Origin of the sequence: Streptomyces sp. NPDC052036 (genome assembly GCF_040680495.1) — a bacterium.
In the GTDB taxonomy this organism is placed as follows: domain Bacteria; phylum Actinomycetota; class Actinomycetes; order Streptomycetales; family Streptomycetaceae; genus Streptomyces.
The window spans coordinates 396,846-418,971 of the sequence record NZ_JBFAWW010000002.1 but is presented as its reverse complement, the minus strand read 5'-3'; the positions used below and the strand labels follow the sequence as shown (position 1 = coordinate 418,971).

The following is a 22,126-nucleotide window of genomic DNA, read 5'->3' as shown; positions in this document are numbered from 1 at the left end:
ACAGGATTACGTGTTGACTCGGTTCACAGCCTCTGGTCTTATTGGCCTCGTGAACGGGCGACGCGCCACAGCGGCGAACGCCCCGAACAGGGGAGGGAACAGCCGTGTCCATGAAGGGAAGAATCACCTTCGGGGCCGTCGTCGGCCTCGTCGTCATCGGCACGGTCTCGGCCCACGCGGACAGGACGGCCGGAACGGGGGCGCCCCGGAGCGACAACGACGCGCCCCCGTCCATGTCCGCCGGTCAGCACCCCGGACCCGCGTCAGGCCGGGCGGACGGGGGTACGTCCGGCCGCGCGGGTGGGGGTACGTCAGGCCGCACGGCCGGGAACGGCGGCGCGCCGGGGACGCCCCGGGTGACAACGGCCCGCTGACCGGGCCGACCCGTCACACCGCACCCTCCCCCACCCCGCTCCCCCGCTCAGCTCTCGCGCGCCGTCTCCGCGCGCGCACCACTCACCGCACGCCGTCACCGCGCACGCACGCCGTCGCCGCGCACGCCGCACGCACACCCCTTCAGCTCACGCCGTCACCACGCACGCCACTTCACCTCAAGGAACTCTCATGCGTCGCACCGCACTTGCCGCTCTCTGCCTGGCCGCCGCGGCCACCGCGGGACTCACCGGCTGCCTGCCCGGCCAGAACTCTGCGGACGACAAGCCCAAGGGCCCGTTCGCCGGGCTCACCGGCGGCGACATCGCCGACCGCGCCATGAAGGCCACCACCGGTGCCACGTCGCTGCGTATGACGGGCGATGTCCGCGACGACGAGAGCAGCGGCACCATCCGGATCGACATGGCCCTGAACAAGAAGGGCGAGTGCGCGGGCACGATGGCCATGGGCGGGCAGGGCAAGGCCGACCTGATCAAGACCGGTGACACCGTCTACATGAAGTACGACGAGGCGTTCCTGCGTGCGCAGGGCAAGGACGACTCCAAGTCGGACACCGACGCGGTCGTGGCCATGATGGCCGGCAAGTGGACCAAGATGTCGGCGAAGGGCAAGGACGCCAAGGACATCGCGGGCTTCTGCGACCTGGACTCGGTGCTGGCCGACGCCGAGAACGTGAACTCCGACGCGACGCGGGGCGCGACGACCACGGTCGACGGCACCCCGGCGGTCGTTCTGCACGAGAAGGACGGCAAGGACCGTTACACGCTCTACGTCGCCACCCAGGGCAAGCCGTACCTCCTGAAGGTCACGAGCACCTCCGCGAAGGACCCGGGCACGATCACCTTCACCGACTTCGAGAAGCCGGTGCCGGCCGACGCGCCCAAGGGCAAGGTCCTCGACCTGGACAAGCTGGGCGGCTGACCCGCAGGGGTCGGTCCCTCTCCCCGTGTGCCACCCGTGCGGTGGCACACGGGGACGGTGCGCCCCGGGGGCCGTCGGCCCGGCGGGTCAACCGCCGCACTGCTCCAGCATCATCCGCTTGTCGGCCGCCGTCACGGGAAGCTCGTACTTCAGTGACACCTGGGCGACGCGCACCGAGTAGGAGCAGCGGATCTGCTTGTTCGGGGGAAGCCAGGTCGCCGGACCGGAGTCGCTCTTGGCCCCGTTGGTCGGTCCGTCCACCGGAAGCAGATTGAGCGGGTCGTTGGCGATGTCCTCCCGCTTGCCCTTCGGCCAGCGGGAAGCGCCCATCTGCCAGTCGTACGACAGCGGCATGACATGGTCGATCTGGACCGTGGTGGCACGGGACTTGGCCCACTCGATCGTCTTCGTGGTGTACGGGTCGTGCAGTGTCATGGAGACCACGACACAGTTCGAACCGGACCGGAACCGGACGCTCTGCCCGTCACGCTTGAGGAGGTCGTTCCGGGTGTCGCACCCGTTGTGCGCGTACGGGATGCCACCGGGGGCCGAGTCCATCCACGCGTACCCGAACTCGTCCCGGGCGTAGCCCGTCTTGGGGCCGCGTCCCTTGGTGGCCACCTTCCCGATCAGCGCCCGCGCCTTCGCCCGGTCGGCATCCGAGGTGATGGGTGCCAGTCCGGGCTTGGTGCCGTCCGCGTTGTCCAGCGGGCTCACGGCATGACCGTCACCGGCCCCGGCCGCGGAGGACCCGGAGGCCGAACCGGCCTCGGGCACATCGATCCCCTGGCAGCCGGTCACGGTGACCACGACCAGGGCCGCGACGACGACCCCACCCCTCAACTGCTGCACGCGAAGCCCTCCCCTGCCCAAACCACTCGTCCGGACCGCCCCGCACGGGCGCGGCGTGCCCGCCCTCACGGTAGCCGTCCGCAGGTCATGCTCCTACGACTGCCCCATGGCGACGGATGCACGCCGGGCGTGCGGCCGGTGGTGAGCCGAGCGCACCGCCTCCCGGACCGTGGCCGGAGCGCGCGCTTGCGCCTACGACCCCAGGATCGACGTCAGGAACTCCCCGACCCAGCCCAGCAGTTCCCGGCCGACCAGCGGCTTTCCGCCCACCTTCGCGGTCTTGGGGCGGGGCACCAGGACCTGGTGCAGTGCCGGCTTGATGACGGTCCCCGGGTACAGGCGCTTGAGCCGCAGCTCCTGGGACTCCCTCAGCTCCACCGGGGCGAAGCGGATGTTGGAGCCCTGCAGAACGATCTCGCCGACCCCGCACGCGCGGGCGAGCATGCGCAGGCCGGCCACCAGCAGCAGGTTCTCGACGGGCTCGGGGAGTTTGCCGTAGCGGTCGACGAGTTCCTCGCGTACGTGCTTGATGTCCTCCTCCGAGTTCACGGAGGCGATCGCGCGGTAGGCCTGGAGGCGCAGTCGCTCGCCGGGCGCGTAGTCGTGCGGGACGTGCGCGTCGACCGGCAGCTCGATCTTGACCTCGAGCGGCGGTTCCTCCTCCACGCCGCCCTCCAGGGATGCGCGGTAGTCCGCGACCGCCTCGCCGACCATCCGTACGTACAAGTCGAACCCGACGCCCGCGATATGACCCGACTGCTCGCCGCCGAGCAGATTGCCCGCGCCGCGGATCTCCAGGTCCTTCATCGCCACATACATGCCCGCACCCATCTCCGTGTGCTGGGCGATGGTCGCCAGGCGCTCGTGGGCCGTCTCCGTCAGCGGCTTCTCCGGCGGGTACAGGAAGTAGGCGTAGCCGCGCTCACGGCCCCGGCCGACACGGCCGCGGAGCTGGTGCAGCTGGGAGAGGCCGAAGTTGTCGCCGCGCTCCACGATCAGCGTGTTGGCGTTGGAGATGTCGATGCCCGACTCGACGATCGTGGTGGAGACCAGGACGTCGTACTTCTTCTCCCAGAAGTCCACGACCACCTGCTCCAGCGTCTGTTCCGACATCTGGCCGTGGGCCGTGGCGATACGTGCCTCCGGGACGATCTCCCGCAGCCGCGCCGCGGCCCGGTCGATCGACTCCACCCGGTTGTGGATGTAGAAGACCTGGCCCTCCCGCAGCAGTTCGCGACGGATGGCGGCGCCGATCTGCTTCTCCTCGTACGGCCCGACGAAGGTGAGCACCGGGTGGCGCTCCTCCGGCGGCGTCGTGATCGTGGACATCTCGCGGATGCCCGTCACCGCCATCTCCAGGGTCCGGGGAATGGGGGTCGCGGACATGGTCAGCACGTCGACGTTCGCGCGCAGCTTCTTCAGTTGCTCCTTGTGCTCGACACCGAAGCGCTGCTCCTCGTCGACGATGACGAGGCCGAGATCCTTGAACTTCGTCTCCGACGAGAACAGCCGGTGCGTGCCGATCACGAGGTCCACCGCGCCCTCGCGCAGGCCCTCCAGGACTGCCTTCGCCTCCGTGTCGGTCTGGAAGCGGGACAGCGCCTTCACGTTCACCGGGAACTGGGAGTAGCGCTCGGAGAACGTGCCGAAGTGCTGCTGCACCAGCAGCGTGGTGGGCACGAGGACCGCGACCTGCTTGCCGTCCTGCACCGCCTTGAAGGCGGCCCGCACCGCGATCTCCGTCTTGCCGTAGCCCACGTCGCCGCAGACCAGGCGGTCCATCGGGATCGACTTCTCCATGTCCTCCTTGACCTCGGCGATCGTGGTCAGCTGGTCCGGGGTCTCCGCGTACGGGAACGCGTCCTCCAGCTCCCGCTGCCACGGTGTGTCCGAGCCGAAGGCATGGCCGGGCGCCGCCATCCGCGCGCTGTACAGCTTGATCAGGTCCGCGGCGATCTCCTTGACCGCCTTCTTCGCGCGCGCCTTCGTCTTCGTCCAGTCCGCGCCGCCCAGGCGGTGCAGGGTGGGGGCCTCGCCGCCGACGTACTTGGTGATCTGCTCCAGCTGGTCGGTGGGGATGTAGAGCCGGTCGCCGGGCTGGCCGCGCTTGGCCGGGGCGTACTCCACCACCAGGTACTCGCGGGTCGCGCCCTGGACCGTGCGCTGCACCATCTCGATGTAGCGGCCCACGCCGTGCTGCTCATGGACGATGTAGTCGCCGGGCTCCAGGGTCAGCGGGTCGATCGTCTTACGGCGGCGGGCCGGCATCCGGGCGCCGTCGCGGCCGACGGTCTTCTGACCGGAGAGGTCGGTCTCGGTGAGGACGGCGAGCTTGAGGGCCGGGTCCACGAAGCCGTACTCGATCGAGCCGCACGCCACGTGCACCACCGACGGGGACGGCACCCCGAGGTCGGCGTCCAGGCGTGCCGCGATGCCCTCGTTGCCCAGCACCTCGACCGTGCGGGTCGCCGGACCGTGGCCCTCCGTCACGAACACCGCCCGCCAGCCGTCGGCGAGCCAGCCCTTGGTGTCGGCGAGCGCCTTCGCGGTGTCGCCGCGGTAGGTCTCCGGGGCGTGCATACCGAGCTTGAGGGTGTCCCCGTCAAGGGAGTCCAGGTCGTCGTCGCCCGCCGCGAACGGCGACACCGACCACCACATCATGCCCAGCTCACGGGCGCGCTCACGGACGTCCGCGATGGACCACAGGGATGCCGCGCCGACGTCGATCGGGGCGTCGCCGCCGCCCGCCGTGGCCGCCCAGGACGCCTGCAGGAACTCCTGGCTGGTCGCCACCAGGTCGGCGGCCCGCGTCCGCACCCGCTCCGGGTCGCAGACGACGGCCATCGAGCCCTGGGGCAGGACGTCGAGCAGCAGCTCCATGTCGTCGACGAGCACGGGCGCGAGGGACTCCATGCCCTCCACGGCGATGCCCTCGGCGATCTTGCCGAGCAGCTCGCCCAGCTCGGGGTGCTGTTCGGCGAGCGCGGCGGCCCGCCCCCGCACCTCTTCGGTGAGCAGCAGCTCACGGCACGGCGGCGCCCACAGGCCGTGCTCGGCGACCTCCAGGGAGCGCTGGTCGGCGATCTTGAAGTAGCGGATCTCCTCGACGTCGTCGCCCCAGAACTCGATGCGCAGCGGGTGTTCCTCGGTGGGCGGGAAGACATCCAGGATGCCGCCACGCACGGCGAACTCGCCGCGCTTCTCGACCAGCTCCACCCGGGAGTACGCGGCCGCCGCGAGGGCGTCCACCACCTCGTTCAGATCGGCCTGCTGTCCGCTGCGCAGGGCGACCGGCTCCAGGTCACCCAGGCCCTTGACCTGCGGCTGGAGCACGGAGCGGATGGGGGCGACGACGACGGAGACCGGGCCGGTCTCCGGGTCGTCCTGACTGGGGTGGGCGAGGCGTCGAAGGACGGCGAGGCGGCGGCCCACGGTGTCGCTGCGCGGGCTGAGCCGCTCGTGCGGGAGCGTCTCCCAGGCGGGGTACTCCACGACGGCGTCCGACGGCAGCAGGGAGCGCAGCCCGGCGGCGAGGTCCTCGGCCTCGCGTCCCGTCGCGGTCACGGCGAGGACGGGCCTGCCCGCGTCCCGGGCCAGCGCGGCCACGGCGAAGGGGCGCGCGGCCGGGGGGCCGACCAGGTCGACATGCATCCGGTTGCCGTCGGTCGCGGTCTTGACCGCTTCCGCGAGTGCGGCGTCCTTGACGACGGCGTCGAGCAGACCGTGCAGGCTCATGAGGGGGTATCCCGTCCCGGGTGGGCAACACGAACGCCCGGCCACGAGGTTTTCGGGGGCCGGGGGTGTCCAGCGTACGACGCCGGATTCGCCGATGCCGGGGCTGTAGACAACCGACTGCCCGTAAGGGCGAGCAGCGGGAGTGACCCGAGTGGCGCCCCCACCATGCGGAACGGGCCGGGGAATACCCCGGCCCGTCGACGCACACCCCCCTGCCCCCGTGGCGCCGGGCTACTCCGTGGCGATCGCGTTCAGTATGTTCATCCGGCCCGCCCGGAATGCCGGGACCAGGGCCGCGAGCAGGCCCACGAACGCCGAACCGATGAACACCGTGATGATCGTGGACCACGGGATCTCCAGGACGGTCAGCCCCTGCAGGGCGAGGAGCTTCTGGGCCGTCGCGCCCCAGCCCATGCCCAGCCCCAGGCCCAGCAGGGCGCCGAAGAGGGCGATCACCACCGACTCCAGGCGGATCATCCGGCGCAGCTGGCGGCGTGAGAGGCCGATCGCGCGCATCAGGCCGATCTCCCGCGTGCGCTCCACCACCGACAGTGCCAGCGTGTTCACCACGCCCAGGACCGCGACGATGATCGCGAGGGCCAGCAGGCCGTAGATCATGTTCAGCAGCTGGCCGATCTGGTCCTTCAGCGCCTTCTTGTAGTCGGTCTGGTCACGGACCGTGTACTGCGGATAGTCGTGCAGCGCCGACTTCAGCGACTTGTACGCGGCGGCCTGCTGCCCGTCCTTGGCCGAGGCGAAGACCAGCGCGTCGAGCGGCATCCTGTCGGCCGGCACGTACTTCGCCGCCGTCGCGGTCGACACATACATCGCGCCCTTGTCGATCACCGCGTCGTCGCTGGTGATCGCACGGACGGTCAGCCGGGCCGTCCTGCCGGCCTCGAAGGCGACCGTGACCTTCGAGCCGAGCCGGATGCCGTGCTTCTTGGCGAAGCCCTCGAAGACGGACATCGACTCGGGCCGGTAGGCGTCCGCGAGGTTGCCGGCGACCGTCTTGGTCCGCAGGTCCTGGGCGTATGTCGGGTCGGCGGCGTTGACCGTTTCCTTCGCGGTCGTACGCCCGTCGGGGGTGGTCAGCGAGACGTCCAGCAGCCTGTACTCGGTGACCCGCTTCAGGCCCGGCGTCGACTTCACCGCCCGCACCGCCTGCGAGGTGATCAGCTGGCCGCTGTCGGACTGCACGATGAAGTCGGTGCCGACCGTCTTGTCGAGCTGGTCCGTGGCCGAGGCCACCATCGAGGAGCCCACCACCGACAGACAGGCGACCAGTGCGAGACCGATCATCAGCGCGGCGCCCGTCGCGCCGGTGCGGCGCGGATTGCGCAGGGCGTTGCGCTCGGCCATGCGTCCGACGGGTCCGAAGACCCGCAGAAGGATCGCGGCCAGCGCCCGGACCACGCCGCCCGCGAGCAGCGGGCCGACGACGACGAAGCCGATGAGCGAGAGGACCACACCGAGGCCGAGCCACAGCGAGCCGTCCTTGGCCCGGTCGTCCGCGGCGGCCAGATACAGGGCAGCACCGCCGGCACCGGTGAGGACCACTCCGAGCGCGGCCCGCACCCGGCCGGCCTTCGCGTCCGCAGGAGCGCCCGCGTCGCGCAGCGCGGCCATCGGGGAGACCTTCCCGGCACGCCGGGCCGGCACATACGCGGCCAGGATCGTGACCAGGACGCCCAGGACGAGGCCGACCACCGGCGTCGTCCAGGCGACCGTCAGGTCGTCGGTGGACAGATGCATGCCCATCGACCCCATGAGCTTCATCAGACCGACCGCGATGCCGATGCCCGCGCCGACGCCGAGCACCGACCCGAACACACCGAGCAGCAGGGCCTCCACCAGGACGGAGCGGTTGACCTGCCGGCGCGAGGAGCCGATGGCCCGCATCAGGCCGATCTCGCGGGTGCGTTGGGCGACCAGCATGGAGAAGGTGTTGATGATCAGGAAGATGCCGACGAGGAAGGCGATCCCGGCGAAGCCGAGCATCGCGTACTTCATCACGTTCAGGAAGCCCGCGATGCTCTTCTGGTTGGCGTCGGCGACCTCCTTGGCGGTCTGCACCTTGTAGCCGCCGCCGAGCCGGGCCACCACGTTCCGCTTCAGCTGTGCGTCGCTCACGCCGGAGGCGGCGGTGACATTGACGTTCGTGTAGACGCCGGTCCTGCCGACCAGGGTCTGCTGGGCGGTCCTGGTGTCCTCGTAGAAGATCGCGGCACCGGGGTTGGTGACGGTGAACGCGGCGATGCCCGAGATCTTCGCGGTGTGGGTGCCGACCGCGCTGATCACGCCGATCTCGTCACCGAGCCTCAGATGGTGCTTGTCGGCGGTGTCCTCGTCGACCATCACCTGACCGGAGCCGCGCGGTGCCGCACCGGAGGTGATCTTCATGGTGCGGGCGTCGTTGCGGTTCCAGCTGCCCACGATGGTGGGCGCGCCGCTGGTGGGCGACAGGCTGTGCTTGTCCGCGTCGACGACGGTCACCGAGGTCGAGAAGACCGTGCCCTCCGCCGACTTCACGCCGGTGATGCCGCGCACCTCACCGAGCACGGAGGCGGGCAGGACGGGGGGCTTGCCGTTGCCGGAGCGGGTCTCGCCGGTGTCCGAGGCGCCCTTCCCGCTGACCGTGACGTCGGACGCGGTCGCCTGGAAGAGTTTGTCGAACGTCGTGTTCATCGTGTCGGTGAAGACGAGCGTGCCGCAGACGAACGCCACCGACAGCAGGACCGCGACGGCTGACAGGGCCATGCGTCCCTTGTGCGCGAGGAAGTTGCGCAGAGAGGTCTTCAGCACGGTCATGACGTACGCCCCCGGGCGTCGAAGTCCTTCATGCGGTCCAGGACCTGGTCCGCGGTGGGCTGGTGCATCTCGTCGACGATCCGGCCGTCGGCCAGATACAGCACCCGGTCGGCGTAGGACGCGGCGACCGGGTCGTGCGTGACCATCACGATGGTCTGGCCCAGTTCGTCGACCGAGCGGCGCAGGAAGCCCAGTACCTCCGCGCCGGCCCGCGAGTCCAGGTTCCCGGTGGGCTCGTCACCGAAGATGATCTCGGGGCGGGCGGCCAGTGCCCGGGCCACGGCGACACGCTGCTGCTGGCCGCCGGAGAGCTGGGCGGGCCGGTGCTTGAGGCGGCCCGCCAGGCCGACGGTCTCCACGACCCGGTCCAGCCAGGCGCGGTCGGGCCTGCGGCCCGCGATGTCCATGGGCAGCGTGATGTTCTCGAGCGCGTTCAGCGTCGGCAGCAGGTTGAACGCCTGGAAGATGAAGCCGATCCGGTCCCGGCGCAGCTGCGTGAGCTTCTTGTCCTTCAGGCCGGTTATCTCGGTCTCGTCGAGGTAGATCTGACCGCCCGTCACGGTGTCCAGGCCGGCGAGGCAGTGCATCAGCGTGGACTTGCCGGACCCGGAGGGTCCCATGATCGCGGTGAACTGGCCGCGGGCGATGTCCACGTCGACGTGGTCGAGGGCGACGACCCGGGTCTCCCCGGTGCCGTACGCCTTGACGACCTGTCGCGCTCGCGCCGCAACGGCCGTACGCCCTCCAGTACCCCCGTGCCTGGGAATGGTTACGGCCGTTGTCATGACATATCTCCTCTGTCGATCAGCGAATGAGACGCGCGGTGTCGCGTCGGGTGGTGGCATGGGACGGGACGCGCACAACCGCGCCCGGTGAGTGAATGACCGGCTACGTCGATCAGTCTGGCGGCGGAGGGGGCGGGGCCGCGCTGGTGCCCGGCCCCGTCTTCCACTGGGGAAAACCCCACCCCCTCCGCTACGGCCGGCACGACCCCCGTCCGTCCCGGCCGCTCCCCAGCGGCGTAAAGCCAGGTTAAGGACGACCCGCCCGCTCTCTCGTCCTCCGCCGGGACGAACCCTCCCCGAGCCCTTGTACGGAGGTACCCCTAAGGGCTGTCCACCGACGGGTGGAGCCCTTCTCAGGGTTGGGTCCACCCTCCGGCGGACCGAGCTTCCACCCTCCCGCCGCGTCAGGGTCAAGTGAGAAGCTTGCGTGCGGGGGACAACAGACAAGGGGGGCACCGGTGGACAGCACGAAGCCCGCGCTGCGCGACACCGCACGGAGCGTCGGGGCCGACCGGCGCGGTGCCGTGGTCGCGGCCCTGATGCTGGCGATGGCGCTCGCCGCGCTCGACTCGACGATCGTGTCGACGGCCGTCCCGCAGATCGTCGGCGACCTAGGCGGCTTCTCCGTCTTCTCCTGGCTGTTCTCGGGATATCTGCTGGCCGTGACGGTGACGCTGCCCGTCTACGGCAAGCTCTCCGACACCTTCGGCCGCAAACCGGTGCTGGTCGCGGGCGCCTTCGTCTTCCTGCTCGGCTCGCTGCTGTGCGCGCTCGCCTGGAACATGGGGGCGCTGATCGCCTTCCGTATCGTGCAGGGCCTGGGCGGCGGCGCGCTCCAGGGCACGGTCCAGACCCTCGCCGCCGACCTGTACCCGCTGAAGGAACGCCCGAAGATCCAGGCCAAGCTGTCCACGGTGTGGGCGGTGTCCGCGATCGCGGGCCCGGCGCTCGGCGGGATCCTCGCCGCGTACGTGGACTGGCGGTGGATCTTCCTCGTCAACCTGCCCATCGGCTCGGTCGCCCTGTGGCTGCTCGTCCGCCACCTCCACGAACCCGGCCGCCGCGCCACCGGCTCCCGCCCGCGCGTCGACTGGGCGGGCGCGCTGGCGGTGTTCGCCTGCGGCGGTGTCCTGCTCACCGCCCTGGTGCAGGGCGGGGTCGCCTGGCCGTGGCTGTCGGCGCCCTCACTCGCCCTGTTCGGTGCGGGTCTCGCGCTCGCCGCGCTCGTCGTGGTGATCGAACGCCGGGCCGCCGAGCCGATCATCCCGGGGTGGGTGTGGCGCCGCCGCACGATCGCCGCGGTCAACCTCGCCCTCGGCGCGCTGGGCCTGCTGATGGTGGCACCCACGGTCTTTCTGCCGACGTACGCGCAGGCGGTCCTCGGACTGGCGCCCGTCGCCGCCGGATTCGTGCTGTCCGTATGGACGTTGAGCTGGCCGGTGTCGGCGGCGCTCAGCCAGCATGTGTACCGGCGCATCGGCTTCCGCAACACGGCTGTGCTCGGCATCGGCACGGCGACGCTGATCCTGCTGGCGTTCCCGTTCCTGCCGTACCCGGGCCAGGCGTGGCAGCCGACCCTGCTGATGCTGCTGCTGGGCGGCGCGCTGGGCCTGTTCCAGCTCCCGCTCATCGTCGGCGTGCAGTCGACGGTGGGCTGGGCGGAGCGCGGTACGACGACCGCGTCCGTCCTCTTCTGCCGGCAGACCGGTCAGACCGTCGGGGCGGCGGTGTTCGGCGCGATCGCCAACGGTGTGCTGGCCGCACGTCTGGGAGGCGCGGGCGATCTGGACGCGGTCACCCGGGGCCTGGACTCGGGCACCGTCCCGGAGACGACGCGCCGGGCGGTCGCGGACGCGGTCCACGCGGTGTATCTGGGCGCGTCGTGCGCGGCGGCGCTGGCGTTCCTGGTGCTGCTGTTCGTGGCGCCGCGCAGCTTCCCGGTCCTCAAGGACTGAGCCGCGCCCGCTCCGGGCCCGACCTGCAGACAGCACCAACTCCCGCTCCTGTCACACCTGTTGACTTCACCTTCCCCCGGCTCTACCTTCAGCGCCGCCCAACGTTCGATTCACCGATCCTTGTTCGACATCCCGCACAAACAAGGAGTCGTATGTTTCCCCCACCCCCACCCCCGCCCCCACCCCCATCCCCACCTCGCCACCGCAGCCTCCTGCGCCGGTGCGGAGCCACCACCGTACGCGTCCTCGCCCTCGCCCTGACCGCGACGGCCGCCCTCCTGTTCACCCAGCCCGGACCGGTCCGGGCGACCACGACGGCCACATCGACCACGACCGCCACGACGACCGCCGCGGTCGGCCAGACATCCGTACCCACCGCCCCGATGGGCTGGGCCTCCTGGAACAGCTTCGCCGCGAAGATCGACTACAGCGTCATCAAGCAGCAGGTCGACGCATTCGTCGCGGAGGGCCTCCCCGCCGCCGGATACCGGTACGTCGACATCGACGAGGGCTGGTGGCAGGGCACCCGTGACAGCGGCGGCAACATCACCGTCGACACCGGCGAGTGGCCCGGCGGCATGCGCGCCATCGCCGACTACATCCACAGCAAGGGGCTCAAGGCAGGCATCTACACCGACGCCGGCAGGAACGGCTGCGGCTACTACTACCCGACCGGCCGCCCCGCCGCCCCGAACACCGGCAGCGAGGGCCACTACGACCAGGACATGCTCCAGTTCTCCCGGTGGGGCTTCGACTTCGTGAAGGTCGACTGGTGCGGCGGGGACGCCGAAGGTCTGGACGCGGAGACGACCTACAGGTCGATCAGCTCCGCCGCCGGCACCGCAGCCGCCACCACCGGGCGCCCGCTCGCCCTGTCGATCTGCAACTGGGGCGACCAGAACCCCTGGAACTGGGCGCCGGGCCTCGCCCCGATGTGGCGGACCAGCACGGACATCGTCTACTACGGCAACGCGCCGTCACAGACGACCATGCTGTCCAACTTCGACCAGGCCCTGCACCCGGCCTCCCAGCACACGGGCTACTACAACGACCCCGACATGCTGATGGTCGGCATGTCCGGCCTCACCGCCGCCCAGAACCGCACCCACATGGCCCTCTGGGCGATCTCCGGCGCCCCGCTGCTGGCCGGCAACGACCTCACCACCATGACCGCCGAGACGGCCGCCGTCCTCAAGAACTCCGACGTCGTCGCCGTCGACCAGGACCCGCGCGGCCTCCAGGGCGTCAAGGTCGCCGAGGACACCACGGGGCTCCAGGTCTACGGCAAGGTCCTCGCCGGCACCGGCAACCGCGCGGTCGTCCTGCTCAACCGCACCTCCTCCGCCCAGAACATCACCGTCCGCTGGTCCGACCTCGGCCTCACCGGCGCCTCCGCGACCGTCCGCGACCTGTGGGCGCAGAGGGACCTGGGCTCGTACGCGACGAGCTACACCGCCGCCGTGCCGGCGGGCGGCTCGGTCATGCTCAGGGTCAGCGATGGCACCGAGGCGGGCAGCACCGGCTACAGTGCCGCCTCCACCGGTCACTACACCGGCGTGAGCGCCTCGAGCACCGGTCTGAACGTCGTCGACATCGCCTACACCAACCCCGACTCCACCGCCCGCGCGGCGACCCTCCAGGTGAACGGGCAGACCTCCACGACCGTCTCCTTCCCGCCCACCGGCGCCGCCTCGCGCACCGTCTCCGTCCAGGTCGCCCTCTCCAAGGGGGGCGTCAACACGCTTACCCTGTCCGGCAGTTCACCGCCCACGCTGGGCACGATCGCCGTCAGCCCGATCCCCGGCACGAACGGCTCCCTGCTCATCGGCAAGCAGTCCGGCCGCTGCGCCGACGTCCACAACAACACCATCACCAACGGCACCCAGGCCGAACTCTGGGACTGCAACGGCGGCCAGAACCAGTTCTGGACCCACACCTCCCGCAAGGAACTGGTGGTGTACGGCACCAAGTGCCTGGACGCCTACAACCTCGGTACGACCAACGGCACGAAGGTCGTCATCTGGGACTGCAACGGCCAGGACAACCAGAAGTGGACCGTCAACTCCGAGGGCACGATCACCAACGTCCATGCGGGCCTGTGCCTGGACGCCTACGACGCGGCCACGTCCGAGGGGACGAACCTCGTCCTGTGGTCCTGCAACGGCGGCGACAACCAGAGGTGGACGGTGCCGTAGGCCCGCGACCGACAACCCGACCGGCATCGGGGGCCGTTCAGAATTGGAGTAAACGCGGGTAAGACCGCAGGTCAGCGCAGTAAGCGCATACCTACCGGTCAGTTCGGTGAAAACCCTGCGCGCCCCCGATCGCCGCGAGTAGCGTGCGTCGCCGCCCACCGCTCCCTGCGGTCCGCCGCCACGGACCCGAGCCACGCAAGGAGAAACGGGATGCCCGACGCATTCTGGTCGCCACACTCGTACCCCGAGCACCCTCCGCCGCACCACTCCGCACCGCCGTATCCCACCTACCCCTGGCAGCCGCAGCCCGCCCCGCAGGCGCGGCGGCGGCCGCCGACCCACCCGCCCCTCGGGCACCACAGCGACCTGAGGGTGCTGCGCACCGCCTACCGCCGGCAGCGGCGCGTGGCCACCCTCACCGCGCTCGGCTACTTCACGCTGTTCCTGATCCTGTCCGCGTTCGCCCCGTCCTTCATGGCCACCCCTGTCTCCGGCGGTCTGACCACGGGCCTGCTGCTGGGCCTGTTCCAGGTCCCCGTCACCTGCCTCGCGATCGGCCTCTACGAGTACACCGCACGCCACTCCGTCGACCCGATCGCCGATCGCATCCGCCGACAGGCGGCCCTGGACGCCAGGCGGGAGAACGCGCGATGACGGCCGCGCACGCGCTCGGCACCACGAACGCGGCGGGCCCGGCCGTCGGATTCACCGGATTCAGCGACTCCGCGCAGACCATGTCGCTGGTGGCGTTCACCGCCATCGCCACGATCACGCTGCTGCTGTGCGTGATGACCGGACCCGACCGCGACGACCTCGACGAGTTCTACACCGGCTACAACTCCCTGTCCCCGATGCGCAACGGCCTCGCCATCGCCGGGGACTACATCTCCGCCGCGACTGTCCTCGGCACCGGCGGGATCATCGCCCTCACCGGCTACGACGGTGTCGTCCTCGCCCTGAGCACGGCCCTGTCGCTGATGCTGCTGATGTTCCTGCTGGCCGAACCCCTGCGCAACGCGGGCCGGTTCACCATGGGCGACGTGCTGGCACGGCGCATGCCGGGCCGGGCGGTACGGATGGCCGCCTGCGGCGTGACCCTCGCCGCGCTGCTGCCGATGATGCTCGTCCAGCTCGCCGGCACCGGCAACCTGCTCGCCTTCCTCCTCGGATTCTCCGGCGACTCCCTGAAGACCGGCTGCATCATCGGCCTCGGCGCCCTGATGATCAGTTACGCGGCGATCGGCGGCATGAAGGGCACCGCCCTCATCCAGATCCTGAAGATCGTGATGCTGCTCGGCACCGGCATCGCCGTCGCCGCGCTGATCCTGCGGCGCTTCGACTGGGACCCGGGCGCGCTGCTCACGGCCGCCGCCGGCAACAGCGGGGCCGGCCACGCCTTTCTGCACTCGGGCCTGGAGTTCGCGGGCGGTCCGGCCCCCCGCCTCGACATGATCAGCTCGGAGCTGACGGTTGTGCTCGGCGGCGCCTGCCTACCGCACATCACCATGCGGATGTACACCGCGAACAGCGCCCGGCAGGTGCGCCGTTCGCTGTCCTGGGCGGTGCCCTCGGTGACCCTGTTCGTCCCGGTCATCGCGGTGGTCGGGTTCGGCGCGACCGCCCTGGTCGGACGCGAGACCATCATGGCGGCCGACCCCCAGGGCAACACCGCCTATCTGCTGGGCAGCCGGGCCGCGTTCGGCACGACCGTGTCCACCGCGGGGACCGTGCTGTTCACCGCGGTGGCCACGGCGATCTTCCTGACCCTGCTCGCCTCCGTCGCCGGGATGATCCTCGCCTGCGCCAACTCCCTGGCGCACGACGTGTTCGCGGCCCGGGTACAGGAGATGCCGCCACGCCGCGAGATGGCCCTGGCCCGTCTGTCGGCGCTGGCGGTGGGCGCCCCGGCGATCCTGCTCGCCACCCTCGTCCAGTACCGCGGACTGCAGCCGCTGGTGATGCTCTCCTTCTGCATCGGCGCGTCCGCGCTCGCACCGGCCCTCGTGTACGGGCTCTTCTGGCGCCGCTACACCCGGACCGGGCTGCTGTGGACGCTGATCGGCGGCACACTGACGGTGCTGCTCCTGATGACCGGCACCAATCTGGTCTCCGGCTCGCCGACCGCCTTCTTCCCCGACGCCGACTTCAACTGGTTCCCCTTCACCACCACCGGGCTGGTCTCCATCCCGCTGGGCTTCGCCTACGGCTGGCTGGGCACGATCGCCTCCGGCCGCCGCCAGGCCGCCGAGCAGCGCCGCCAGTACGAGGCGGTGGAGGGCTGGATCCTGGCCGGGGCGACCCGCAGAAGCGGCTGACCCGCACAGACGGTCCCCTGCGGGGCCCTCCTGCTCCGCCGGCCCCGCAGGCACCTACTTCGCCGGCCCCGCAGGGACCTATTCCGCCGCCGCCCGGCCCGTCAGCATGGCGAGACTGTTGCGCACATGGTCCATCTGCGCCTGCACGCAGTCCCACATCTCGCCATGCTCCCGCAGCACCCGCTCCGTCTCCCGCGCGATCCGGTCCTCCCGCAGCCGCGCCTCGGCGACCAGCTCCGCCGCGCGCGCCTGAGCGTCCCCCTGCACCCGCCGGGACGACTCCCCGGCCTCGGCGAGCGCTCGCTCCGCCTCCGCCAGAGCGGCCTCCGCCTGCGCCACCCGCCCCTCCTCCCACTCCTGGAGCTCCGCGAGCCGTTCCGCCTCCGCGCGCTCCTCGCCCTCCCACCGCTCGGCCTGCTCCCGCTCCTGCTCGACAAGCAGGGCCTCGGTACGCTGTCGCACCTCCCGCAGCACCGCCAGCGCCTGCGCGCGCCCCTCCTTGACCTCGCGCCGCGCCGCGACCCGTACGTCGTCGGCCTCGGCCCGCGCCGCCAGCAGCCGGGTACGGATCAGCTCCTCGGCCTCGCCTCGGACCTCGTCGGCGTACGCCTGCGCGGCCAGGCGCACCCGCCGCCCGGACTCCTCCGCCTCCGTGACCCGGCGGACCGTGTCCTGCCGGGCACCCTCCCGTACCGCCTCGGCCTCCTCCTGCACCAGGCCGAACACCCGCCGGGCCCCGTCGCCGAGCGCCTCATAGGTCTGCGCGGGCAACTGCCCCACCGTCTCGCGCAGCCGCGCCAGTCCGGCCTCCATGTCCTTGGCCAGCACGGTCAGCCGGGCGGCCCGCTCCCAGGCGTCGTCACGCTCCCGCGAGAGGGCCGCGGTATACGCGTCGACCTGGTCGGGACGGTAGCCGCGCCGCACGGACACAAAGCCGTGCGGCGACCCCGATGCGCTGCTCATCGTGGAACCCCTCTCCACCTGACCCACACGAAGCGACGATTCGCGCACATCCTTGTGGATCAGACGGAAGTGTTCATAACACGACACTCCGCACATAGGCAATGGACAGGGACAGGCCGGGAGGCGCACGCGGGGCATCGCGCGCACCGTCACACCGAGGACCCCGCACGCCGTCGCACGCCACGGTGCCCGCACAGCGCATCATCTGCGCCACCGCCCCGTGTCCACCGACACGGAAAAGGCCGGGCCCGGTCGCACGAAAGAGTGCGACCGGGCCCGGCCCTTGACGGAACGTCAGCAGCAAGCCGTCACAGCAGACCGTCCCACATCTGCTCCAGCAGCACCGACCACCAGCTGTCCGGAGAACCGAGCGCCGCCGGATCGAGAGCCGCCAACTGCGCCTGGAAGTCGACCGTCCAACGGCCCGCCTGCTCCTGGTTGAGCCCGTACCTCAGCCGCCACATCCGACCGAGCAGCGCCAGACAGCGCACGAACTCCGGCAGCCCCGTGTTCACATACTGCGGCGGTACGGGACCACCACCCGGCCCGGCCTCCACAGGCACCGCGACGATGTTCGCCGTGCCGTACTGCACACAGATCGCCTTGCCGAAGTCGCTGCCCAGCACGAGATACGAGCCCGCGTCCGAGGCCGGCGGCAACCCGCGCTCCTGCGCCAGCTCGGCCAGCGTCGGCATCGGCCGCCCCGGCTGGGACTGCGCCCAGAAGAACGGACCCATGTCCAGCGGCAGCCCCGCCACCATCAGAAGCTGCGCCACGATCGGCGGCACACCCTGCCGGGAGACCGCGGCCGGCTCGAACCGGAAGATCCCCGGCCCGAAGGCGGCGGCCAGCTCCTGCGCGATGCCCTCCGGCGGGATCGGCGGCGCGGGCTGCACGGGCGGCAGCGGCGCACGCACCGGACCCGGGCGCGCCGGACCGTCCGCGACCTGGTGCAACTCACCCTGGTGCGCGAGCAGTTGCTGCATACCCTGCTGACGCGAGGCATGGTCGGTGCCGTACGGGGCGATGCTCGCGATCCTGGCCTGCGGCCAGTTCTCCCGGATCATCCGCGCACAGTAGGCACCCGGCAGCTCGCACGACTCCAGCTCCGTGTGCAGTTCCAGCACCTGGCCCGACGGCACGTTCATGGCGCGCAGCTCATGGAAGATCTGCCACTCCGGGTGCGGGGTGCCCGGCGCCGAACGCCGGATCAGCTGCTGCTCCGAACCGTCCTGCGCGCGGTAGCGCAGCACGGCCTGGTAGCCGGGGCCGACGGTCGGCCCGCTCTGCGGATAGCCGTACGAGGGCTGCTGCCCGGGCACCGGCTGCCCCGGCACCGGCTGCGGAGCCCCCGGCGGCACGCCCGGACCCCCCGGGGGCGGCGGCGGGGGTGCACCCGGGCCACCCGCGGGACGCCCGGCCAGCATGGTCTCGGCGTGGTGCACGGCACCGGGGGCGGGCGCGGCAGGGGCACCGGAAGGGTTGGGCGCGCCCGGCGGGTTCGGGACGCCCGGCGGCACCCCCGGACCGACGGGCGGACCCGCGAGCATCGTGGCCGCGTGGTCCGCACCACCGGGCGTACCGGCCGACGGGTTCGGCGCGCCCGCGGCCGGAGGCGCGCCCGGACCGTCCGGGAACTGCGAGACAACTTGTGTGGGCGCGTAACCGCCCACGGGAGCGCCCGGCGGCGGAGGCGTGGCACCGGGCCGCGCCCCCGGCGCCCCCGGCGCGTGCGGCGCACCACCAGCGCGCGCGACCCGCGGCGGCGCCGCCTTGCTGGTAGCGGCGTCCGCGATGTCATCGGCGTTCGGCGCCCGCCGCGGCCCGGGGGCGGCCGGACCGAACGGCGGCTGCGGCACACCCGGAGGCTGCGGCCCACCGACCGGAGCAGACCCGGGCGGCGGAGGCGGACCCTGCGGCACACCCGAAGCCGTAGGCACCCCCGGCACCCCCGGCACCCCCGAAGCCGCAGGCACCCCCGGCGCCCCCGGCGCACCCGGAGGCGCCGGCGTCTTCGAGGCCGCCGCGACCGAGGCGGCCGACCCGGGCGGCGCAGGTGGCGCGACCGGCGTCGTACCCCTGTCGGCGTCGCTCAGCTGAGGCGCGAACACGGTCTCCGGCAGCGGCACCGAACCGTCCTCGCCCGCCTCGGCGCTGATGTCGGTCCCCGCCCACGGAGTCACCCCCTCGGACGCGACCGGCACCGCGTCCCGGACCTCGTCACCGCCCCCGGCCGCGGGCCACGACGCCGCGGACGCCGGACCCGCGCTCCCAGCGCCTCCCGACGTACCGGAGACGTCCCGCGCACCCGCACCCGCAGCGGCAGCGGCACCAGAGGCCGTAGACGCCGCAGCCCCCGGCACAGACGCAGGCGCAGGCGCAGGCGCGGAAGCATCCGCCCCCGTCGGCCCCCCGCCGCCCTGTCGCTGCTCCGGAGTCCCCCTCCGGTCCGCCTCCTCGCCCCACTCCGGCGGGGTCAGCAGGAACGACGTCTGGTTCAGATCCGACCGGGCCTCCGGCGCCGGCGCCGGCTGCGCCGCCGTCTCCTGCGTCCCGTACTCCTCCTCGTAACGGCGGATCACCTCCCCCACCGGCAGACCCGGCCACAGCGTCGCCTCACCGCTGTCCCGCGCGATGACGATCCGCTGCGCGCCCCCGTCCGACCGCGGCCCCTCGGCCCGGTCCTCCGCCCACACCACGAAACCGAGCCCGAACTCCCGCACCAGCACCTCGCGATGCTGGTACGACGGGACGTCCCCGTTGATCCACTCCTCCGCGCGATCCTGCGCCTGAGCGAACGTCACCATCGCCCGAACTCACTCCCCCGTCTCGGACGCCGACGCCACCGGCACCGCACGCGCGAACCCGCCGTCCACCATCAGATTCGCCACAGTCTCCAACTCCGGCGGACGACCGGCGAGCCGGGACAGGAAGGCGTCGAAGTCGTCACCGCACGGCAGCAACAGCCGCTCCACCCGCTCGGCAGGCGTCCACGACGCATCCACGTCACGCGCGTCGTCGTACGCACAGAACCAGACCGAACCGATCCGGTCACCTTTCACCTTCACGGCCAGCAGACCACCCTGCACGAAACCGACGCCCAGGTAGTCCTTCGTCAGATGGTCCCGCAGACACTTGTTCACATACACCAGGTCGTTGACCGCCGCCTCGTCGCGCACCGTCAGGAACGGCTGGTCGACCAGCAGCCCCAACTCCACGTCCAGCGCCGCGCCCACCGGCGCGCAACCACCCGCCGCTTTCAGGAACGACCGGTACGCGCCCGGCAGCCGATAGCCCAGATCCTCCTCGACACCCTGGACCTGCTGCTCGGTCACCGCCACCGCGGACTTCGGCAGCCCGAAGTGCGCCGGACGCTTCTCCTGCAACGGCCGCGTCCCCCGCTTGCCCTGGTCGACGGCCGCCGTCGCGATCCCGCCGTGGTGCCGCAGCAACGCCTTCACCTCGACCGGAACCAACTCCAGCCGACGCGACCCGCGGACGTGATGCCACGTCCAGCCGTGCGGCGTCGCCACCGCCGAAGTCGCGTCCCACAACTCATGCCCGGACAGCGCCAGCGCTGCGTTCGCCGACACATAGTCGGTCAGCCGCAACTCGTCGACGCCGAAACCCTCCGGAGGGTCCGCGATCTCCGCGACGGCACGGGCGTAGGGCGAGAAGTCGGGATAGCCGTACGCGTCCATCCGCACCCCCCTCGGATGACGAGCAGCCCGGACCGGGTCCGGAAAGTGCACGACCTGCCCCGCGTAGGCCGCGTTGGGCGGTGCGGCGCGTCCCCCGGCCTGGCTGCCGGGAGGTACCCCCAGCCCGAGCCGACCTGTCGTCATGACGGTTGCCCCCTGCGGCGATCTGTCTGGCCTGTACGGCGGTGTCTTCACGGACGTCGACAGCCTATGCGGTACGACGACACCGGTCACCGGGCCGCCGGAGCCACCCCCGCCGACCGCCCGCCGGTACCGTGACCAGCCGTCACCCGGCCGTGACCGTACGCCGAAGCCCTGGCGTGTCGTGGTGCCCCAGCTTCCGCACCCGGCACGGCATTTGGCAGTCTGTGTTCCCGCCGGGGGGATGCAAGGGGAGGGAAAAAGATCATGAACGCGACACAAACAGACACGTCAGGCGACCCACGCATCGGCTGGAGCTCCGCCGAGGCCGCCCCCGCCCCCACCCTGCTTCACCGCCGCGACGGCATACTCCCGACCGTCGCCGCCGCCCTCTCCGTCCGCGGCGCCACCCTCACCGGCACCGCCGCACGCGGCGACCAGCCCCCCGCCCTGCACCCGCTCGTCCAGGACTTCCTCGACAGCCTCACCAGCGGCCAGCGCGACCGCTTCACCGGACGGTGCGCCGAGGCGATCCTCATCTCCCGCCACATCACCGCCGCCGACGCCACCCGCAGCAAACGCGCCTCCCGCAAACCGATGACCAACGGCGAGGCCCGCAAGGTCCTCAAACAGGCCAAACTCACCGCCCGCCGCATCCGCGAGGACGGCGACCCGCTGCACGGCAGCTTCGCCGCGCCGTGTCGCGCCTGCACCGCCCTCAGCAACCACTTCGGCGTACGCATCGTCGATCCCACGGCGCAGAACTGACACTCCCCGGCCTGGAACCACTGCACACCGCACGACGGCGCACGCGCCGGTCCACGGCACTCGACGAACGAAGGGCAGATGCACGCCGACCGCTCCTCAAGCACACGTTTCCCCGTCCCCGTGGACGCAGCACTGCGCACCGCCGGCTGGCAACCGGGCCGCTGGAACATAAAACAGGCCGAACTCTGGGCCGACACCCTGCGCGGCCACACCTCACCCGCGGGCCACCGGCACACGGTGTTCCCCGCGGCCGTCGAAGCATGGGCCGAATTCGGCGGCCTCCACATCACCGCACAGGGACCCGGCCGCCAGCTCGCCCCGGCCACCCTCCACCTCGACCCCCTGCACGGCCTCCACATGGCCCGCACCCTCGGCGACCTCGGCCGCGCCCTCGACACCCAGGTCTGCCCCCTCGGCGAGGAGTCCGACAGCCGCGCCCTGCTCGCCATCGACACCGAGGGCCGCGTCTACTCCCTCGACCACACCGGCGACTGGTACGCGGGCCCCGACATCGACCACGGCCTCGCCACCCTGCTGACCGGCATCGAGCCGGTACGCCTCACCGCCGGGTGACGACACAAGCCGTACGAC

The 22,126-nt window shown here is 71.5% G+C and carries 14 protein-coding genes; 7 read left to right on the top strand and 7 right to left on the bottom strand.

Going from position 1 to position 22,126, the window contains the following annotated elements:
- Nucleotides 1-564: 564 nt before the first annotated feature.
- Nucleotides 565-1,314 (top strand): hypothetical protein, encoded by a 750-nt coding sequence (locus AB0L95_RS05915; RefSeq protein WP_365157507.1) that lies wholly within the window; start codon nucleotides 565-567, stop codon nucleotides 1,312-1,314.
- An 87-nt stretch (nucleotides 1,315-1,401) separates the two neighbouring features.
- Here AB0L95_RS05915 and AB0L95_RS05910 read toward each other — a convergent pair whose 3' ends face one another.
- The 4 genes from AB0L95_RS05910 to AB0L95_RS05895 form a co-directional block, all read right to left on the bottom strand.
- A complete protein-coding gene (locus tag AB0L95_RS05910) occupies nucleotides 1,402-2,166 on the bottom strand; it encodes an HNH endonuclease family protein (RefSeq protein ID WP_365157505.1) in 765 nt (254 codons plus the stop codon).
- Nucleotides 2,167-2,358: 192 nt separating this feature from the next.
- Nucleotides 2,359-5,901 (bottom strand): transcription-repair coupling factor, encoded by a 3,543-nt coding sequence (gene mfd, locus AB0L95_RS05905; protein ID WP_365157502.1) that lies wholly within the window; start codon nucleotides 5,899-5,901, stop codon nucleotides 2,359-2,361.
- 231 nt (nucleotides 5,902-6,132) lie between these two features.
- Nucleotides 6,133-8,712 carry an FtsX-like permease family protein gene (locus AB0L95_RS05900; RefSeq protein WP_365157499.1) on the bottom strand — a complete coding sequence of 860 codons (2,580 nt, stop codon included), beginning with the start codon at nucleotides 8,710-8,712 and terminating at the stop codon, nucleotides 6,133-6,135.
- Complete coding sequence (locus AB0L95_RS05895; RefSeq protein WP_365157497.1) at nucleotides 8,709-9,497, bottom strand: ABC transporter ATP-binding protein; 789 nt, start codon at nucleotides 9,495-9,497, stop codon at nucleotides 8,709-8,711. The genes AB0L95_RS05900 and AB0L95_RS05895 overlap by 4 nt, the downstream gene beginning before the upstream one ends.
- Nucleotides 9,498-9,955: 458 nt before the next feature.
- Here AB0L95_RS05895 and AB0L95_RS05890 point away from each other — a divergent pair, with 458 nt between their 5' ends.
- The 4 genes from AB0L95_RS05890 (at nucleotide 9,956) to AB0L95_RS05875 (ending at nucleotide 15,962) form a co-directional block, all read left to right on the top strand.
- Complete coding sequence (locus AB0L95_RS05890; protein WP_365157494.1) at nucleotides 9,956-11,452, top strand: MFS transporter; 1,497 nt, start codon at nucleotides 9,956-9,958, stop codon at nucleotides 11,450-11,452.
- A 152-nt stretch (nucleotides 11,453-11,604) separates the two neighbouring features.
- The gene (locus AB0L95_RS05885; RefSeq protein ID WP_365157491.1) at nucleotides 11,605-13,647 is read left to right on the top strand and encodes a ricin-type beta-trefoil lectin domain protein; all 2,043 of its coding nucleotides are present in this window, start codon (nucleotides 11,605-11,607) and stop codon (nucleotides 13,645-13,647) included.
- 210 nt (nucleotides 13,648-13,857) lie between these two features.
- A complete protein-coding gene (locus AB0L95_RS05880; RefSeq protein WP_365157488.1) occupies nucleotides 13,858-14,301 on the top strand; it encodes a DUF485 domain-containing protein in 444 nt (147 codons plus the stop codon).
- 80 nt (nucleotides 14,302-14,381) lie between these two features.
- The gene (locus AB0L95_RS05875) at nucleotides 14,382-15,962 is read left to right on the top strand and encodes a cation acetate symporter (protein ID WP_365157780.1); all 1,581 of its coding nucleotides are present in this window, start codon (nucleotides 14,382-14,384) and stop codon (nucleotides 15,960-15,962) included.
- Nucleotides 15,963-16,040: 78 nt separating this feature from the next.
- Here AB0L95_RS05875 and AB0L95_RS05870 read toward each other — a convergent pair whose 3' ends face one another.
- From AB0L95_RS05870 to AB0L95_RS05860, 3 genes are all read right to left on the bottom strand, one after another.
- Nucleotides 16,041-16,925, bottom strand: coding sequence for a cellulose-binding protein (locus AB0L95_RS05870; protein WP_365157486.1), 885 nt, complete (start codon nucleotides 16,923-16,925; stop codon nucleotides 16,041-16,043).
- Between the two features lie 308 nt (nucleotides 16,926-17,233).
- The gene (locus tag AB0L95_RS05865; protein ID WP_365157483.1) at nucleotides 17,234-19,732 is read right to left on the bottom strand and encodes an SUKH-4 family immunity protein; all 2,499 of its coding nucleotides are present in this window, start codon (nucleotides 19,730-19,732) and stop codon (nucleotides 17,234-17,236) included.
- Between the two features lie 9 nt (nucleotides 19,733-19,741).
- On the bottom strand, nucleotides 19,742-20,770 hold the full coding sequence (locus tag AB0L95_RS05860; RefSeq protein WP_365157480.1) for an SMI1/KNR4 family protein: 1,029 nt from the start codon (nucleotides 20,768-20,770) through the stop codon (nucleotides 19,742-19,744).
- 264 nt (nucleotides 20,771-21,034) lie between these two features.
- Between AB0L95_RS05860 and AB0L95_RS05855 the strand changes: the two genes are divergently transcribed.
- Both AB0L95_RS05855 and AB0L95_RS05850 read left to right on the top strand, forming a co-directional pair.
- Complete coding sequence (locus tag AB0L95_RS05855) at nucleotides 21,035-21,535, top strand: YwqJ-related putative deaminase (protein WP_365157478.1); 501 nt, start codon at nucleotides 21,035-21,037, stop codon at nucleotides 21,533-21,535.
- A 78-nt stretch (nucleotides 21,536-21,613) separates the two neighbouring features.
- A complete protein-coding gene (locus tag AB0L95_RS05850) occupies nucleotides 21,614-22,108 on the top strand; it encodes an SUKH-3 domain-containing protein (protein ID WP_365157475.1) in 495 nt (164 codons plus the stop codon).
- Nucleotides 22,109-22,126 lie beyond the last annotated feature (18 nt).